An 18,141-nucleotide genomic window follows, 5' to 3' on the forward strand; every position below is an offset into this window, starting at 1 on the left:
CGCGCGGCCGTCTAAGCTGGTTTAGGCTGCCATCCATGAGAGCCGAGCCGCAATTCGCCGCAGTTTCGACCCGTCCGGGCGCGACGGTTGTGGCGACCGACACGTTCACATTGTTGAAAGTGCCGCCGCCCGCTGAATTGGTCGGGCTCGTTCTCGACATCGCGCTCTATCGCGAAAGCTCGGGCAAACCCATCCGGCAGGTTGAGACGGCATCGCTGGTCGTGCCGCTGCTGATCGGCTTCTCCGACCCTTTTGAAATTGCGCTGGGCCGACCACCAACCGCGCAAGACGGCTATCACAGCTTCACGTCCGGCCTGTGTCTCACCCCGGTCAACATCGCGTCCGCGGGCGCCTGCTCCTGTCTCGAATTTACGCTGACCCCGCTCGGCGCCCGGCGGTTCTTCGGCGTGCCGATGAGCGAGTTGACCGAGCAGATGGTCCATCTCGATCAACTCGGCGATCGGTCACTGGACAGCTTGCGTCAACAGTTGGGCAACGAGGAGAGCTGGGACCGCCGGCTCGCCATCGCCGAAGCCTTCATACTCGGGAGGATGCGGGCAGGAACACCATCCTCTGGGGCGATAAGGTGGGCATATGAGCGCATTGTGGCGAGTGGCGGGGGCATTTCGGTCGCCGAACTTACGACAAGCCTGGACTGGAGCCGCAAGCACCTAGCCGCACGCTTCCATGAAGAAGTGGGGTTGCCGCCAAAGGCGGTAGCACGCATTTCTCGTTTCATGCGGGCGCAGTCGCTGGCCAGGGCGCGGACCGAGAGCGGCTGGGCCGACATCGCCGCCGGCTGCGGCTACGCAGACCAGGCGCATCTGGCGCGCGACTTTCGCGAATTCGCCGGCACCACGCCCTCCGCATGGGTGGCCGGCACCTGAGGGTTGGCAGGTAACATTCCTTCAAGCCGAAGGAACCCGCATCGGGCATTCTCCTTGTCATTGAGACACGTCGAAGGAGATTCCGATGACCACCTACACCGCCATCGAGCCGCCGCGCATCTACCCGACCTTCCGTTTCCGCGATGCGGCAGCCATGATCGACTGGCTGCGCGACGCGTTCGGCTTCACCGTGAAAGCCCGCTACGAGGACGACAAGGGTGTCGTCGGCCACGCCGAACTGGCATTTGGGTCGTCGATCATCATGTGCGGCCAGGCGCAGGAAGACGAATACGGCACCATTGTCGGCCAACCCGGCGATCAGGGCGGCCAGTCGCTCTATGTAGCCGTCGAAAACGTGGACGCCCTGTTCGAGCGGGTGCGCAAGGCAGGTGCTGCCATCGAGCAGGGCCTGACCGACCGCGATTACGGCAGCCGTGAATTCATCTGCCGCGATCCCGAGGGCAATGTCTGGTGCTTCGGCACCTACTGGCCGAAGGCGCATGAAGGATGACGCCTCGCGCGCCCATCGTGCTGCCCGCCGGCCTGGGCCGCAGCTACGCCATGCCGGGCATGCAAGCAGTCTTCAAGGCCGACGGGGATGAGACCGCGAACGCTTATTGCGTCTCGGAGTGGTGGCTCGAGCCCGGCGCCGATGGACCGGGAGCCCACGTGCACGAGGGGAACGACGAGATCTTCGTGGTTCTGTCAGGCACCGTCTCAGTACTCGCCGGCGAGGAATGGATCGCCGTATCGGAAGGTACGACGATCATTGTTCCCGCCGGCGTGACGCATGATTTCCGCAACACGACCGGCGAGCGGGTCGGCCTGCTCAACGTCTTCATCCCCGGTGGTTTCGAACAGCGCATGCCTGCAATCCTGGCATGGTATGCGGAAAATCCGGCAAGCTGACCTCAGCGCGCGGCGGCAAGCAGCGCGTCCACGTCAAGATGGCGTTCGAGGTGATCGGCGATGGCATCGAGCGCATTCTCGATGCCGGCGCGATAGTCGGTGCCACCGCCGCGCACGCCCAGTTCCTCCAGAAATTTCGCGCGGAAACGGTCGGCGGAAAAGATGCCGTGCAGATATGTGCCCCACACCCGCCCGTTGGGCGAGACCGCCCCATCCGGCACGCCGTCGATGGTCACGGCCGGTCGCAGCGTGTCCGGGCCCGTGCTGCGGCCGAGATGGATTTCATAGCCGGCCACATACTCGTTGAAGATCACCGACCGCGCTGAAACGTTGCGCACGATCTTTTCAGGTTCCAACACGGTTTCGATGTCGAGCAGGCCCAGCCCTTCGGTTTCACCGCCGCCCTCGATCCCATGCGGGTCGCGCACGACCCTGCCAAGCATCTGGTATCCGCCGCACAGACCGACGATTCGGCCGCCACGCCGCTGATGAGCGGCAAGGTCCTTGTCCCAGCCGTTCTCGCGCAGCATTGCGAGATCGGCGATGGTCGACTTCGATCCGGGAATGACAACGAGCGCCGCATCGCTCGGCAAGGGGCTGCCGGGCGGCACGAAGACCACCTCGACCTCTTCTTCGGCTCTGAGTGGATCGAGATCGTCGAAATTGGCGATGCGCGACAGCATAGGCACCGCGACCTTGCAGGCCGGCCCTCCGCCTCTGACGGCCCGCTCCAGAACGACGGAATCCTCCGACGGCAGAAGTGCTGCCTCGCGCAGCCACGGCACCACGCCGAAACAGCGCCAGCCGGTAAAACGTTCGATAGCGGCGAGCCCGTCGTCGAACAGCGTCACGTCGCCGCGAAACTTGTTGATGAGGTAGCCGACGATCATCTGCCGGTCCGCCTCCGGCAGGATCAGATGCGTGCCGGCGACCGCCGCGATCACCCCGCCGCGGTCGATGTCGCCGACGAGCGCCACCGGCACGTCGGCGCGCGTGGCGAAGCCCATATTTGCGATGTCGCGCGGGCGCAGGTTGATTTCAGCAGGCGACCCGGCTCCCTCGACGACGACGAGGTCCGCCCCCTCGCCCAGCCGCTCCCACGATTGCATCACCGCATCCATCAGCGATGCCTTGAGCGCCTGGTAGTCGCGCGCCTTCGCCTCGCCGCGCATCCGGCCCTGGACGATCACCTGCGCGCCGATGTCGGTCTGCGGCTTGAGCAGGACCGGGTTCATGTCGACGCTGGCGGGTACCCCGCAGGCAAGGGCCTGAAGCCACTGCGCGCGGCCGATCTCGCCGCCGCCCGCCTCGCCCGGCAGGTCGGCGACCGCTGCGTTGTTCGACATGTTCTGCGGCTTGAACGGACGCACGGAAAGCCCGCGATTGCGTGCGGCCCGGCACAGCCCCGCGACCAGCACCGTCTTGCCGACATCCGAACCCGTGCCCTGAAGCATGATCGCGCGGGCCTTGCTGGCAGTCGACATTTCGCACGCTCCGTTGTCGCATCCACGCACAGCGTCTTTGCGGACCGACACGTTGCGCGGCTTCCCCAATGGTCTAAATTGCCTTCCAAGTCCACCGGACGCGCAAGGGAGGAACATATGGACGCCGCAGCCGACGCCACCACGGGCCAGTTCGAGCTGAACGCCGACCAGCGCGCGATTCAGGAAATGACGGCCGGCTTCGCAGCCGAGCAGGTCGCACCCTACGCGCTCGACTGGGATCGGGAGCGCTTTTTCCCCTCCAAAGTGATCCGCGAAACCGGCGCACTCGGCTTTGGCGGCATCTATATTCGGGAGGATGTCGGCGGTTCCGGCCTCGGCCGGCTTGACGCGGTTCTGATCTTCGAGGCGCTTGCGGCCGCCTGCCCCGGCTTCTCCTCGATGATCTCGATCCACAACATGGCGGCCTGGATGGTCGACATGTTCGGCTCCGACGAGCAGCGCCAGCGCCTGCTGCCCAAGATGACCTCGCTGGAATGGCTGGCAAGCTACTGCCTTACGGAACCCGGTTCCGGCTCGGACGCCGCCGCGCTGCGCACGAAGGCTACGCGCTCCGGCGGAAACGGCAGCGACTACGTGCTGAACGGCGCCAAGCAGTTCATTTCCGGCGCCGGCGATTCCGATGTCTACGTGGTGATGGCGCGCACCGGTGAGGACGGGCCGAAAGGCATCTCCACACTGGTAGTGCCAAAGGATGCGCCGGGTCTTTCGTTCGGGCCCAGCGAAAGCAAGATGGGCTGGCACATGCAGCCGACCCGTCAGGTCATCTTCGAGGATTGCAAGGTGCCGGCCGAAAACCTGCTGTCTGGCGAAGGCGCTGGTTTCCGGATCGCGATGGCCGGCCTCGACGGCGGTCGCCTCAACATCGCCGCCTGCTCGCTGGGCGGTGCGCAGGCCGCAACCGACAAGGCCCTGGCTTATGCGAGCGAACGGCAGGCGTTCGGCCAGTCGATCGACCGGTTCCAGGCACTCCAGTTCAAGCTCGCAGACATGGAAACCGGCCTGCAAGCGTCCCGCATGCTGCTTTACGCGGCGGCGTCCAAGCTGGACCGCAAGGCACACGACGCGGGGAAATGGTCGGCAATGGCCAAGCGTTTCGTCACCGACGCCTGCTTCGACATCGCCAACGAGGCGCTGCAGATCCACGGTGGCTACGGCTACCTGCACGAATATGGCGTCGAGAAGCTGGTGCGCGACCTCAGGGTGCACCAGATCCTCGAAGGTACAAACGAAATCATGCGCGTCATCATTGCGCGGCACATGATCGGACGCTGAAGACTTAATTTTTCGGGAGGAACAGGCGATGACGACAATCGCATTCATCGGGCTCGGCAACATGGGCAACCCCATGGCCGCCAATCTGGTCAAGGCCGGACACCAGGTGCGCGGCTTCGACCTCGTCGCCGACAATCTGACGACGGCCGCAGCAAACGGCGTGACCATCAGCGACAGCGCCGCGGCAGCGGTCGACAGTGCCGAAATCGTCGTGACCATGCTGCCGGCCGGCAAGCACGTGCTGGCGGTCTATGGCGACATCGTCGCGGCAGCGGGCAAGGGCACATTGTTCATCGACTCATCCACCATCGACGTCGATTCGGCGCGCAAGGCGCATGCGATCGCGAGCGAAGCGGGTATGCTCTCCATCGACGCGCCGGTTTCGGGCGGCGTCGGCGGCGCGGAAGCCGGCACCCTGACCTTCATGGCCGGCGGATCGAAGGAAGCCTTTGCCAAGGGCGAGCCGATCCTGCAGCCGATGGCGGGCAAGGTCGTCCACTGCGGCGACGCGGGCGCGGGCCAGGCAGCGAAGATCTGCAACAACATGATCCTCGGCATCTCGATGATAGGCGTCGGCGAGGCCTTCGTGCTGGCCGAAAAGCTCGGCCTGTCGCATCAGGCGCTGTTCGACGTTGCGTCGACCTCCTCGGGTCAGTGCTGGTCGCTGACGACCTACTGCCCTGTGCCCGGCCCGGTGCCCACCTCGCCTGCCAACCGCGACTACAAGCCCGGCTTCGCCGCAGCGTTAATGCTGAAGGACCTGAAGCTCGCGCAGGAGGCCGCGCAATCCGCCGGGGCCGTCACACCGCTCGGCGCCGAAGCAGCACAGCTTTACGCGCTGTTCGATGCCATGGGCCATGGCGGCACCGACTTTTCCGGCATCGTGAAGTTCCTGCGCGGCGACGTAGCGTAACCTGCATCTGCCCGGAACTTGCAGCACACATTCAAAAAAACGCCTGATTCAGATTTGCTTAAGGTCTCGATAACCCGGCGGTAACGATGTCTGTGTAGAACAGACAACGAGGCGGTCATCGCAGCCGCCCACCGCTCCGGATCAGGTATCGCGTACCGGAGCTGTCAGTTTCGCTAGTATCGAGTCCGCGAAGCGCCATGCGTATGTTTGGCAAGACCGCGTTTCTCCCCGCCTGGAGAGCGCGGTTTTTGCTGTGCGTGGGCTAGCCGCGCTTGAGCCGGTTGTAGTTGGCCCTGACGCGCTTGCCCGAAGGCTTGAGCGCGGCATGAACGGCGCGTTCCATCGCCACGCCATTGAGCAGCGACGGCGTACGGCCCGAAGCAAGCTCCATCCAGAAGTTCGACGCGGACCAGAAAAGCGACATCTGGGCCGCGACCGCGCCTTCAATGACCGCGGCAGCCTTCTCCGTAGTGGCGCGTACTGTCTCCACACGCCAAGGGTTTGCATCCTGCGCTTCCATGGCAAGCAGCGGTGTGCGCATTGCCGCCACGGCCGGAGCCAGCATCAGGCTGCCGGCAAGCGCACCCGCAGCCCGTTTGGATTTACGTGATCTCGCCATCTGATGCCCCGCATCGAAGAGGACTCTCTCCGCTGGCACCGATGTGTACTCTCACCACATGCACCGCGATAGCCCCTTGCCGAGATTACTCAACGCGGCTCGAATTGCTGATCGACCGGCGGCCGCAGCCCGTTGGCCAGCCGGTTGGTCTCATTCGCCATGCCCACCACGGCCATGAGCTCCATGAGCTGCGCATCCGTCATGCCCTTGGCGCGGGCAGACGCAGTGTGCGAATAAGTGCAGTATTCGCATCCGTTGGTGGCTGAGACGGCCACGTAGATCATCTCCTTCACCAGCGGATCGAGCGCGCCCGGCGCCATGACCGCCTTGATGTCCTCCCACGTGCGCTTGAGAAGCGCGGGATCGTGCGCCAGCACCTTCCAGAAATTGTTGATCCAGTCGGTGCCCCGCGTGCGCATGATGTCGTCATAGACCTCGCGCACGGCGTGCGGCGCGGCGTCGTATTCGACGAGCGGGACAAGAGGTTTGGCGGTCATGGCAAAGTCCTTCCGCTATTTTCGAAGATCCGCTTCGGCCAGATCCAGCGCCCTGGCGATCCGGTCCGCCGCCATGTCGATGGTTGATCTGGTCCAGATCAGCGGCGGCGACAGGATCATCGTGTCGCCCGTGGCCCGCAACATCATGCCGTTGGCGATCGCATGATCGCGAACGACGACGGCTGCCTCTCCATCGCCGGGGAAGCGTTCGCGCGTCTCCTTGTCCTTGACGATCTCGATCGCGCCCATCAGGCCGATCGTGCGCACCTCGCCCACGATGCCGTGGCCGGCCAGGCGTTCCATCAGTGCCTTGCGGAAATAGGGTCCGGTTTCATCCCTCACCCGCTCGATAAGGCCTTCCTTCTCGATGATTTCGAGATTGGCGAGCGCAACCGCGCAGGCAACCGGATGCCCGGAATAGGTATAGCCGTGATAGAACTCGCCACCCTTCTCGATGACCGTCGATGCGATGCGGTCACACAAGCAGCGCCGATAGCGGCTGATAGCCTGACGTCAGCGCCTTGGCGGTGGTGATCGTGTCGGGCTCGATTCCCATCGACTGGGCCGCGAACCACGCGCCGGTCCTGCCGTAGCCGGTGATCACCTCGTCGAGCATCAGAAGCACATCGTATTTGCGGCAGATGCGCTGGATTTCAGGCCAGTAGCTCGCCGGCGGAATCTTGACGCCGCCCGCGCCCATGACCGGCTCGCCGATGAAGGCGGCGACGTTTTGCGGCCCCGCCTCAAGGATAGCATCCTCGACCGATCGCGCAGCCCTGATGCCAAAATCATGCTCGCTTTCGCCTGGCAGAGAGAGCTCGAAAGCATAGGGCGCCATGGCGTGGACTATGCCCGGCACCGGCGCGCCGAGCTGGCTATGCATGGCCGCCATGCCGCCGAGCGACGCGCCGGCAACCGTCGAGCCGTGATAGGCGTTTCTGCGCGAGACGATGATGGTCTTTTCCGGCTTGCCCTCCAGCGCCCAGTAGTGGCGCACCAGCCGCAAGGCGGTGTCGTTGGATTCGGAGCCGGACGAGCCGTAGAAGACCTGTTTGACGCCCGCAGGCGCGATCTCCGCGAGCTTGCGCGACAGAAGCACGGGCGTCGGGGTCGAGCAGCGGAAGAACGAGTTGTAGTAGGGCAACTCCTTCATTTGCGCATAGGCGGCCTCTGCCAGCTCGTGGCGGCCATAGCCGACATTGACGCACCACAGGCCGGCCATGCCGTCGAGGAGCTCGTTGTCCTCGCTGTCGTAGATGAACGGCCCGTCAGCGCGCGTGATGATGCGCGTGCCGGCGGCGCGCAGATCCTTGTGGTCGGTGAAGGGGTGGAGATGATGCGCGCCATCGATCTCCTGAAGCTGCTTCAGGGAAAAATTCTGATAGGTCATGGGTTTGGAAGCTCCGTTTGAATCGATCCGGCAACTATGCCGGGGCGGCTTCACACGGAATGCGGCGGCGAATAGCCTATCCGGGCGCACAGGCGCAGCAGTTCGTCATGCCGCGTGCGCGGCGACGGTGTCATTGCCGCGACCGACATGCAATGCCTGCGTCGAATGCACTTCATGCTGCATCTCTAGCGCGACTGACGGCGGCCGTACAAGAGTTCGTGAACGGGGAACACCGTTATCGGCCGAACGTTCCTGCTACCGGCCGACCAACACCACCGGCCACGCTCCAAAGGAGGAGCAACTCTCATGAAAATCGTAGCATCGGCATTGACCGCCCTGTTCCTGGGCGTTGCAGCGGCGCACGCCGCGGAACCAGCCCAGGTCAAGACGGTGGGAAGCGAGCAGGTTTACACCGACTCCCACGGCATGACCCTCTACACATTCGACAAGGACGCGGCCGGAAAGTCCAATTGCGACGGTGACTGCGCCGCCAAATGGCCTCCGTTCCAGGCGAATGCCTCGGCAAAGGCCGAGGGAAATTGGACCCTCGTCAAGCGCAGCGATGGCGCCATGATGTGGGCCTTCAAGGGCAAGCCGCTCTACACCTATGCGGGCGACAAGAAAGCTGGAGAGATGAGCGGCGACGGCGTCGGCGGAAACTGGCACGCCGCGAAAGCCGGCTGACGAACTCGAAGCTGCGGCGGCGGCATCCCGCCGCCGCAGCATGTCGATTCCTTGGCCCTAACTGTCGCAGCCTCCGCAATCCCCCGCTACGCGGTGGTCCAATATGCGTGTCGGATACCAACTTGGTGACATGCATGACGGACACGACGCTGCCCAGCGAGGCAACCGTAGCTGACAGGTCAAGGCGCGGCGGCAGGGCCGGCAAAAGAACCGGCGGCGGAGCGGCATTCGAGCAGCCTCCGTTCCGCCAGTTGCGCATTCCCTTCGCTCCAACGCAAATCGTCTCGGACGATGAGCTGGAATCGATCCACCTTGCTTCCCTCCGGGTTCTGAAGGAGATCGGCGTCGAGGTTCTGCACGAGGAAGCACGCGCGATCATGAAGGCGCACGGCGCCGACGTGCTGGAGTACCGAACGTGTGCGTTTCGATCCCGACATGATCCTTGAACTTGTTGGCCACGCACCCTCGCAGTTCACGCTGCACGCCCGCAATCCGGACCACAACGTCGTCTTCGGCGGCGACAATCTCATCATCGCGATGATGGCGTCCGCCCCCAACGCTTCCGACCTCGACGGCGGACGGCGGCCCGGCAACCAGAATGACTATCGCAATTTCCTGCGCCTCGCGCAGATGCATAACGTCATCAACATCACCGGCGGCTATCCCGTCGAACCGATCGACATCCATCCGTCCGTTCGACACCTCGAATGCGTGCGCGACCTTGCCGTTCTGACCGACAAGGTGTTTCACATCTATTCGCTCGGCAAGGAACGCAATGTCGACGGCATCGAGATCGCGAGGCTCGCCCGTGGCATCTCTCGCGAGCGGCTTCTGGAGGAGCCGTCCGTCTTCACCATCATCAACACGAATTCGCCTCTGAAGCTCGATGTGCCGATGATGGAAGGCATCATACAGATGGCGTCTGCCGGCCAGGCTGTGGTGGTGACGCCGTTCACGCTGTCGGGCGCGATGGCCCCGGTGACGATCGCCGGCGCGCTCGTCCAGCAGAATGCCGAGGCACTCTCTGGCATCGCCTTCTCGCAGATGGTGAGAAAGGGCGCACCCGTCGCCTATGGCGGCTTCACCTCCAATGTCGACATGAAATCCGGCGCGCCCGCCTTCGGCACGCCGGAATACATGAAGGCGCAGATGGTCGGCGGCCAGCTCGCCCGCCGCTACGCCCTGCCCTACCGCACCTCGAACACCTGCGCGGCCAACACTGTCGACGCGCAGGCCGCCTACGAAAGCGTGTTTTCGCTGTGGGGCGCGATCCAGGGCGGCGGCAACATGATGATGCACGCGGCCGGCTGGCTTGAGGGCGGTCTGCGCTGCTCGTTCGAAAAGACGATCCTCGACATCGACCTCCTGCAGATGGTGTCGGAATTCCTGACCCCGCTCGACCTGTCGGAAGACGCGCTTGCCGTGGACGCGATCCGCGACGTGGGCCCGGGCGGCCATTTCTTCGGAACGCCGCACACCCAGAGCCGCTACCGCAACGCGTTCTATTCGCCGATCCTGTCTGACTGGCGCAATTTCGAGAGCTGGACCGAGGCCGGTTCCCCGACTGCCATCGAGCGCGCCAATCGCGTCTGGAAAGAACGCCTCGCCACCTACGAAGCGCCGCCGATGGACCCGGCCATCCGCGAGGCGCTGGAAGACTTCGTCGACCGCCGCATCGCCGAAGGCGGCGCCCCGACGGATTTTTGAATCATTTCATTCGTTTACGGATCCATCTCCATGAAATCTCACGTCAAAGCGGTGGTTATCGGCGGCGGTGTCGTCGGTTGCTCGGTGCTCTATCATCTGGCCCGCGCAGGCTGGACCGACATCATGCTGATCGAACGCTCGGAGCTGACGTCCGGTTCGTCCTGGCATGCGGCCGGCGGCTTCCACACGCTCAACGGCGACCCCAATGTCGCCAAGCTGCAGGCCTATACCGTGCAGCTCTACAAGGAACTGGAAGAAATCTCCGGCCAGTCCTGCTCGCTGCACCTGACCGGCGGCGTGATGTTGGCCGACAGTCCCGAGCGCATGGACTTCCTGCGACTTGCGCACGCCAAGGGGCGCTATCTCGGCATGGACACGGAGCTGATCACGCCGTCAGAAGCCAAGGCCATGTTCCCGCTGATGGACGAGAGCCATTTCGTGGGCGCGATGTGGGATCCGGTGGAAGGCCATCTCGACCCCTCCGGCGCCACCATCGCCTACTCCAAGGCCGCCAAGAAGCTCGGCGCGGAGATCGTGCTGCGCAACCCGGTGAGCGAGCTGACGCAGGAGGCGGACGGCACCTGGAACGTCATCACCGAGCAGGGCACGGTCAGGGCCGAGCACGTGGTCAACTGCGGCGGCCTGTGGGCGCGCGAGGTCGGCCGCATGGTCGGCGTCGAGCTGCCGGTGCTGGCCATGGAACATATGTATCTGCTGACCGAGCCGATGCCGGAAGTGGAGGCCTTCAACCGGGAAACCGGCCGCGAGATGGTCGGCGTGCTCGACTTCAAGGGCGAAATCTATACGCGCCAGGAGCGCAACGGCATCCTGCTCGGCACCTACGAGAAGGCCTGCAAGCCGTGGTCTCCCGTCAACACGCCGTGGGATTTCGGCCATGAGCTGCTGGCGCCCGACCTCGACCGCATCGCTCCGTCGCTGGAGATCGGCTTCAAGCATTTCCCGGGCATCGCCAATGCCGGCATCAAGCAGGTCATCAATGGCCCCTTCACCTTCGCGCCCGACGGCAACCCGCTTGTCGGGCCGGTTCAGGGCCTCACCAATTACTGGGTGGCGTGCGGCGTGATGGCGGGCTTCAGCCAGGGCGGCGGCGTGGGGCTGGCACTGTCGAACTGGATGGTCGACGGTGATCCCGGCTTTGATGTGTGGGGCATGGACGTCGCCCGCTTCGGCGAATGGGCGAGCCTGCGCTACACCAACGCCAAGGTGCGAGAGAACTATTCGCGCCGCTTCTCCATCCGCTTCCCCAACGAGGAGTTGCCGGCCGCGCGACCCGCGCAGACGACGCCACTCTACGACACCATGGTCGCGCAGAATGCCGTCATGGGCGACTCGTGGGGCCTTGAAACGCCGCTCTGGTTCGCGCCCGAAGGCGGCGAGCCGAAGGACATCGTTTCCTTCCATCGATCGAACGATTTCGAGCATGTCGGCAACGAGGTGCGCGCCGTACGCGAGGGCGTCGGCGTCACCGAGATCGCCAATTTCGCCAAATACGCGGTGTCGGGGCCGGCTGCGGAAGACTTCCTCAACCGGCTGATGACCAACCGCATGCCGAAGAAGGGCCGCATCGTGCTCACCCCGATGCTGAACGAGTTCGGCAAGCTGATCGGCGACTTCACCATCGCCAAGACCGGCGACGAGCGCTTCATGATCTGGGGCTCCTCGGCGGCGCAGAAATACCATATGCGCTGGTTCGAAAAGCACCTGCCGAAGGACGGTTCGGTTCGTATCCACCGCTACGACCAGACGCTGGTGGGCCTGTCGATCGCCGGTCCGAAATCGCAGGCGCTGCTGCAGAAGCTGGTCGATGTGGATGTGTCGTCCAAGGCCTTCCGGTTCATGGATTTCCGCGAAATGGCCGTCGGCGGCGCGCCGTGCATGGTCAATCGCATCACCTATACCGGCGATCTCGGCTACGAGATCTGGATGGAGCCGGCCTATGAGCGGCTGGTCTATGCGTCGATCAAGGATGCCGGCGCTGAGTTCGGCATCGTCGACTTCGGCATGCGCGCCCTGCTGTCAATGCGGCTCGAGAAGAACTTCCCGACATGGTTCCGCGAGCTGCGCCCGATCTACGGCCCGTTTGAAGGCGGCATGGAGCGCTTCATCAAGCTGGAGAAGAACGACTTCATCGGCAGGGAAGCGGCAGCAAGGGAGCATGCCGACGGCCCGAAACTGGCGCGCGTCTCGTTCTTGGTCGACGCGCTGGACGCCGATGTGATGGGCGACGAGCCGATCTGGGCCAAGGTGAACGGCACCGACTTCGGCACGATCGAGAAGCCACACGGCTACGGCGCGCCGCGCTTCGACGCCGCGGGCAAGAAAACCCGCAGCTCTCAGGCCGACCACGGCGCCTCCTCGGTGCGCGGCATCCACGACGGTGAGTGGTCCGTCGTCGGCTGGGTCACGTCGGGCGGCTATGCGCATTTCGTCGGCAAGTCGATGGCGCAGGGCTATGTGCCGGCCGCCCTTGCAAACGACGAAAGCGAAGGCCTGTTCGAGATTGAAATCCTCGGACAGCGCCGCCCGGCGCGCATCAACATCGAACCGCCCTTCGACCCATCGGGCGAAAAGATGCGGGGTTGATGCCGCCGGCAAGCTGGGCCAGTGTCCAACATAAATTGCCCGTCGGGGAGATTGACGCTGCGCGGGCGTCAGCACCCCTCCGGATCATGGACCATGGAAACAAATGCAATGCCGGCAGAAGCCCGCCGCCCTCGCCTCGCTGTCCTGATCGACGCCGACAACGCGTCGTCAAAGATCGCCGACGGGTTGTTCGACGAGATCGCCAAGCTCGGCGAAGCCAGCGTTCGGCGCATCTATGGCGACTTCTCCAACGCACGATCGAAGGGCTGGTCGGACGTGTTGTCCAAGCACGCAATCATCCCTCAGCAGCAATTCGCATACACTACCGGCAAGAATGCCTCCGACATAACGCTCGTGATCGACGCTATGGACCTCCTGCACAGCGGCCGCTTCGACGGCTTCTGCCTGGTTTCGTCGGATAGCGACTTCACCCGGCTTGCCGCGCGAATCCGCGAGCAGGGTATAGATGTCTATGGTTTTGGAGAACAAAAGACGCCGGAGAGCTTCCGTCAGGCCTGCCGCCGCTTCATTTACACCGAAAATCTGCTGCCTGACCCACCCAATGTGGAGAAAGAGGCCACGAAACCTCTGCGGCCTCCTAAAGAAGCCATTCCGAAAATCGCCAAAGTGCTCGAACAGATTGAAAGCGAGGACGGCTGGGTGCCTCTTGGAGCGGTGGGAACCCAACTGGGGAACGTCGCATCCGATTTTGATTCGCGCACTTACGGGTTCCGCAAGCTGAGCGACCTGGTCCGAAAGACCGGCGGGTTCGACATCGACCATCCAGAAGGAGGCCCGGTGCGCATCAAGCTGAAGGAGCCGATCGGACGTTCTTCCAGTGGGCGCGGCAATCGCAAGAAGAGCTGAATTTTGCGCTTTCGCCAAAAATCACGATGAGGCAGCGACCGCCCTGCGGATCGCATCGTGCAAAGGCGCGAATTCGCACGCCGAGATGTAGGGCAAACCCTTGCGTCGAGCAGTCCAGCCGACCACCCGAATCGGTTTCGCAGCATCCTGCTCGAAACGTTTGAAAAGGCTCCAGCTTCGGCAATCGATGGCGCAGACCTCCGCGCGGCCCTCGGCGACCGCCGTGATGGATGCGCGATGGCCACCTGTCTGCAAATGCGAGGAGAAGATGGAGAGGCCCTCGCCTGCGTCCACCAGATCGCGTTCAAGAGCCAGAACACCCGACATCGAATGCGGCTCGTTATAAGCGAAGCGTTTTCCGCGAAGCAGCTCGAGCGGCAGCCAAGACGCGCCGTCGTCCGGCGACGGCATCGAAGTCTCGTTGCCACGCATCAGGATGGCGCTGGAATAGAGTTCGCCGCTGCCGCCCTCGCATTCCGAATAGTCCGGCTGACTTATGACTCGGACGTGGTCGGCAAGACCGGTCGTCTCGAGCGGCCCCCAGCAGGTCTGGCCAAACAGCAGTCGCGGATGACGCCACAGCGTCGCATAGTCGAGTTCTTCGGGCGGCAATGTCGCAGGGTCAGGGGCAACAAGACGGCCAGTACGATCACGGATGCCGCCGGGGACAGCCGGCATATCGGCGTTGCGGCGCACGAGATGCGCCGGCGCTTCGACACCCTGTTCCCACAATGCGCCGCGGATACGCGACCATTGCGCATCCACCTCGGCACGGACCTCCGGCCAGTCATACATGGGCAGTGCTGCGATGGGCGGGCTCATGCCGCCTTATGCGCGGTCACAGCCGACCCTGACAAGCCGCTCATTCCTTGGGCGGCTCGGCCGGCACAGGCACGGTGCCGTATCCGCTGACATTGCGTGCCCGCACACGCGGCCGGAACGCCCTGCCCGGCTCCGGCGCGCGGCGTAGTGCGGGATGCACCACCGGCTGCTTTGCCTTGAACGCAAAGTCCTTCAGCAGCGCGAAATAGCTCGGATAGGCATAGCCGTCATTCATTGCCAGCCACTCCGCGCGCCGTGCGCGAAACAGCGCCGGCAGCCTGTACCATGCCACCGTCGGCATCTTGTGGTGCACGAGATGCAGGTTGTTGTTGAGGAACAGCAACGCCAGCGGCGAGCGTTCGACGATGATGGTCCGGCCATCCGGCCGCTCGGACCACTGGTGCTCGGCAAAGGTGCGGATGGCGATCAGCGACTGGCCAAGATAGACCGGCACTAGATAGAGCCAGACCGGAACGGCGAAGACGAAGACGATCACCGGCACGACGACAGCGAGCCCGACGCCGTGGTGGAGCCAGGCGCGACGCACCGCACGGTCGCCGGAAGCGATCAGCCTGGCCTCGGTCGCCAGAAAGCCGGCATTGGCAATCGCCGGACCGATGACGAAACGGCCGACCATGGTATTGTTGATCCGCAGCAGCGCCTTGAGCCATTCCGGCAGCGTCTCGTGCTTCCACAGTGCACGATAGTAGCTCTCCGGATCATCGAATGGATCGGTCAGGCGCTCGTCGGCGTGATGGCGCAGATGCAGGGACTTAAAGCGCCGGTAGGGATAGACGAGACCGATCGGCAGGCCGACCAGAAATTCGTTGAGATTGCCGTTGCGGGTCGGATGGCCGTGCGCGGCCTCGTGCATCAGGGACGATTGCAGCGCAACCACCAGAGTGAGGATCGCCAGCGTAGCCAGCGGCCAGTCCGCCCAGAGCATCGTGCCCGCCACGAACCATGCTCCATAGCAGGCTGCGATGAGCATGACGGTGGGCCATTCGACCCGTGCGGCCCCTGCGTGTTCTATCCTTCTTTTGCCATCTCGCCCGAATTCGCCCCGATTCCTGACAGGATGCTGTCAGCAGCAGCGATGCGTCGCAATGCGAGAATGTACATTGAATGTTTATTCTGATAATCAGAAGCGACATACGTTTACTATAATAAACAACGAGGCGGAAAGTTGGACAAACGCGACATCGCCGAGACGTTCCGGACGCGGCTGACGACGCTGGTCGGCCGATCCGGTGAGAACCAGTCGGCATTTGCCGCCCGCATCGGCATCGACCGCTCGGCGCTGTCCCAGCTCCTGGCCGGCTCCGCGACACGGCTGCCACGCGCCGAAACGCTGATCAACATCGCCTTGCGGCACAGCGTCTCGCTCGACTGGCTGTTGGGCATCAGCCAGGATGAAGGCCTCGGCAGCGAGATCCGCGAAAGCCTTGAGATCGAGGAAGGTGCGGGCGGCTTCGACCGGACCCTGCTGGCGAAGTGGCACGCGGAAGCGGCCGGCACCAAGATCCGCTACGTGCCCGCCGGCATTCCCGATCTCCTGCGCACCGATGCGCTGATCGACTACGAGGCCGGCATCACGCGCCGCGACGCCGAAGCCCAGCACGACGAGAAACAGTACCGCATCGACTACAATCGCCGGCCGGAGACCGACATGGAGGTCTGCATGCCGCGCCATACGCTCGAAATCTTCGCCCGCGGCCTCGGCGTCTGGTCTGGCTTCCCGGAAGAGCAGCGCAAGGCGCAGCTTGCCCACATGGCACGCCTGCTCGACGACCTTTACCCCGGCTTCCGCCTCTACCTCTATGACGGCCGCCAGCGCTATTCGGTGCCCTACACGATCTTCGGGCAGCTTCGCGCCGCTATCTACATGGGCGACATGTATGTGGTGCTGAACGCGACAGAGACGGTGCGCACGCTGACCCGCCACTTCGACAATCTGATCCGGGCAGCCGAGATCAACGCGCACGAAGCAGCGGGTTTCGCGCGCGCGTTGAGCTAGCAGTCGACGCAAAGCTCGTCCTGCGCCGGAACGCGCCGCCGTCCCAGCAATGCCAGCACCAGAGAGAACGCGACGAGGCCCGCGGCCACCTGGAACGTGAAAGAGAAGGCAAAGGCGACCGTCTCGGGCGGCAGCCGCGTGATGTCGGCGGAGCCGGCCGCAGCCGCAAACACCGCCCCCATGACAGAAGCACCCGTCATCAGGCCGAGGTTGCGCGACAGCCCCAGCAGTCCCGAAATCATGCCGCGCTGGTCTTCCCTCGCGGCCAGCATGACGTCGGTGTTGTTCGCCGCCAGAAAGAGCTGGAACGACGGCGTCAGGGCCATCAGCGACAGGACAAAACCGGCGACGCCGAATATGCCCGGCAGGATCGAAAAGCAGATCAGCGCGACGATCATGTGTGCCAGCGCGTAGATCAGCATTGGCCGCGCGCCGAACCTGTCGGTGAGGTGGCCCGCCGGCAGCCCGCTGAGCGCAGCCATTGTCGGCCCCGCCGCCAGCGCCAGCCCGATCAACGCGTCGTTCAGATGCAGCCCGAAAGCCAGGTAGAACGGCCCGACGACCAGCACCGACATCATCACGCTGGAGACAAGCAGGTTCATCATCAGCGATGCAGCGGTCGCGCGCTCGCGGAGCGCATCGAGTGCCACCAGGGGCGTCGCACGGCGTCGCTCGACAATTACGAAGGCGATCGCGCCCGCAACCGCTGCTGTGAGCAGCAGTGCCGCCTGCGTCGAAAAACCGTCGCCGCCGGTCACCGCGAGCGAATAGGCGATCAACGTCAGTGCCAGCATCAGCGTGCCGGCTAGGTCGAGGCTGGGGCGATCTCCCGGAGACGCAGCCTTTGCGGCAGGCAAGGTTCGTAGGGATACGACCAGCACCACCAGCGCGAAGAAAGCGAGCGTCAGGAATGTCGCCTGCCAGCCAGACCACGCGATGATCAGCCCGCCCATAGAAGGCCCAAGCGCGGTGCCGATAGCCGACGTAGTGCCGAGCAGCCCCATCGCCCAGCCGACACGCTCCTCGGCCACCACGTCTCGCGCAATCGAGATCGGCAACGCCATCAGGATCGCCCCGCCGACGCCCTGCAGGACACGAAAGAAGACGAGCAGTCCGAGCGTCGGCGCGGCTGCGCACAACGCGGACGCCGCCGCAAAGATCGCCAGTCCCGCCAGGAATACACGGCGATGCCCGACGAGGTCGCCCAGTCGCCCGCAGGAAACGATGGAGACCGTGACGGCGAGCAGATAGCCAAGCACGGCCCATTGCGCCTGTGTCACGTCGACGGAAAAGTCGCGTGCCAGCACAGGCAGCGCGACGGTGGTGATGCTCACACCGGTGGACGCCAGCAACATCGCCATCGCCAGCGGAGCGATGCTGCGGCTCGTGCCGCCGGATTGCGGGGTATCGGAATCGTTTTTCATTGTCATGCCCTTGCTCAAATTCGG

15 protein-coding genes and 2 pseudogenes are annotated in these 18,141 nt (G+C 64.1%); 10 read left to right on the forward strand and 7 right to left on the reverse strand.

Annotated elements, in window-relative coordinates; genetic code table 11:
• The first annotated feature begins 89 nt into the window (after positions 1-89).
• The 3 genes from HK436_RS18285 to HK436_RS18295 all read left to right on the forward strand — a co-directional run bounded on the left by HK436_RS18285 (position 90) and on the right by HK436_RS18295 (position 1,796).
• Entirely contained in the window at positions 90-887 is a 798-nt protein-coding gene (locus HK436_RS18285; protein WP_312860633.1) for a helix-turn-helix domain-containing protein, read from the forward strand.
• A gap of 85 nt (positions 888-972) precedes the next feature.
• Entirely contained in the window at positions 973-1,398 is a 426-nt protein-coding gene (locus tag HK436_RS18290) for a VOC family protein (RefSeq protein WP_173192045.1), read from the forward strand.
• A complete protein-coding gene (locus HK436_RS18295) occupies positions 1,395-1,796 on the forward strand; it encodes a cupin domain-containing protein (RefSeq protein ID WP_173192047.1) in 402 nt (133 codons plus the stop codon). The genes HK436_RS18290 and HK436_RS18295 overlap by 4 nt, the downstream gene beginning before the upstream one ends.
• A 2-nt stretch (positions 1,797-1,798) precedes the next feature.
• On the opposite strand, the gene HK436_RS18300 is transcribed toward HK436_RS18295, so the two are convergent.
• Complete coding sequence (locus HK436_RS18300; RefSeq protein ID WP_173192049.1) at positions 1,799-3,280, reverse strand: cobyric acid synthase; 1,482 nt, start codon at positions 3,278-3,280, stop codon at positions 1,799-1,801.
• 117 nt (positions 3,281-3,397) lie between these two features.
• Here HK436_RS18300 and HK436_RS18305 point away from each other — a divergent pair, with 117 nt between their 5' ends.
• Both HK436_RS18305 and mmsB read left to right on the forward strand, forming a co-directional pair.
• A complete protein-coding gene (locus HK436_RS18305) occupies positions 3,398-4,573 on the forward strand; it encodes an isobutyryl-CoA dehydrogenase (protein WP_173192051.1) in 1,176 nt (391 codons plus the stop codon).
• A 28-nt stretch (positions 4,574-4,601) separates the two neighbouring features.
• Complete coding sequence (mmsB, locus tag HK436_RS18310; RefSeq protein WP_173192053.1) at positions 4,602-5,486, forward strand: 3-hydroxyisobutyrate dehydrogenase; 885 nt, start codon at positions 4,602-4,604, stop codon at positions 5,484-5,486.
• A gap of 262 nt (positions 5,487-5,748) precedes the next feature.
• On the opposite strand, the gene HK436_RS18315 is transcribed toward mmsB, so the two are convergent.
• The 3 genes and pseudogenes from HK436_RS18315 to HK436_RS18325 all read right to left on the reverse strand — a co-directional run bounded on the left by HK436_RS18315 (position 5,749) and on the right by HK436_RS18325 (position 7,992).
• Positions 5,749-6,105, reverse strand: a complete 357-nt coding sequence (locus HK436_RS18315) for a hypothetical protein (RefSeq protein WP_173192054.1) — start codon at positions 6,103-6,105, stop codon at positions 5,749-5,751.
• Positions 6,106-6,194: 89 nt separating this feature from the next.
• Entirely contained in the window at positions 6,195-6,602 is a 408-nt protein-coding gene (locus HK436_RS18320; RefSeq protein ID WP_173192056.1) for a carboxymuconolactone decarboxylase family protein, read from the reverse strand.
• Between the two features lie 15 nt (positions 6,603-6,617).
• Positions 6,618-7,992 (reverse strand): annotated as a pseudogene (locus HK436_RS18325) (aspartate aminotransferase family protein).
• Between the two features lie 306 nt (positions 7,993-8,298).
• On the opposite strand from HK436_RS18325, the gene HK436_RS18330 reads away from it, so the two are divergent.
• The 4 genes and pseudogenes from HK436_RS18330 (at position 8,299) to HK436_RS18345 (ending at position 13,854) form a co-directional block, all read left to right on the forward strand.
• Positions 8,299-8,676, forward strand: a complete 378-nt coding sequence (locus HK436_RS18330) for a COG4315 family predicted lipoprotein (RefSeq protein ID WP_173192058.1) — start codon at positions 8,299-8,301, stop codon at positions 8,674-8,676.
• A gap of 134 nt (positions 8,677-8,810) precedes the next feature.
• Positions 8,811-10,383 (forward strand): annotated as a pseudogene (locus HK436_RS18335) (trimethylamine methyltransferase family protein).
• Positions 10,384-10,413: 30 nt separating this feature from the next.
• A complete protein-coding gene (locus tag HK436_RS18340) occupies positions 10,414-12,987 on the forward strand; it encodes a GcvT family protein (RefSeq protein WP_173192060.1) in 2,574 nt (857 codons plus the stop codon).
• A gap of 108 nt (positions 12,988-13,095) precedes the next feature.
• A complete protein-coding gene (locus tag HK436_RS18345) occupies positions 13,096-13,854 on the forward strand; it encodes an NYN domain-containing protein (protein WP_173193613.1) in 759 nt (252 codons plus the stop codon).
• Between the two features lie 21 nt (positions 13,855-13,875).
• On the opposite strand, the gene HK436_RS18350 is transcribed toward HK436_RS18345, so the two are convergent.
• Positions 13,876-14,676 (reverse strand): phosphate/phosphite/phosphonate ABC transporter substrate-binding protein, encoded by an 801-nt coding sequence (locus HK436_RS18350; protein WP_173192062.1) that lies wholly within the window; start codon positions 14,674-14,676, stop codon positions 13,876-13,878.
• A 40-nt stretch (positions 14,677-14,716) separates the two neighbouring features.
• Complete coding sequence (locus HK436_RS18355; RefSeq protein ID WP_173192064.1) at positions 14,717-15,667, reverse strand: fatty acid desaturase; 951 nt, start codon at positions 15,665-15,667, stop codon at positions 14,717-14,719.
• A 195-nt stretch (positions 15,668-15,862) separates the two neighbouring features.
• Between HK436_RS18355 and HK436_RS18360 the strand changes: the two genes are divergently transcribed.
• Positions 15,863-16,693, forward strand: a complete 831-nt coding sequence (locus tag HK436_RS18360; protein ID WP_173192066.1) for a helix-turn-helix domain-containing protein — start codon at positions 15,863-15,865, stop codon at positions 16,691-16,693.
• Here the strand turns inward: HK436_RS18360 and HK436_RS18365 are convergent.
• Complete coding sequence (locus HK436_RS18365) at positions 16,690-18,123, reverse strand: MFS transporter (protein ID WP_244649036.1); 1,434 nt, start codon at positions 18,121-18,123, stop codon at positions 16,690-16,692. The two genes, HK436_RS18360 and HK436_RS18365, sit on opposite strands and share 4 nt — an antisense overlap.
• Positions 18,124-18,141 lie beyond the last annotated feature (18 nt).

It is taken from the genome of Neoaquamicrobium sediminum (assembly GCF_013240295.1).
Lineage (GTDB): Bacteria > Pseudomonadota > Alphaproteobacteria > Rhizobiales > Rhizobiaceae > Aerobium > Aerobium sediminum.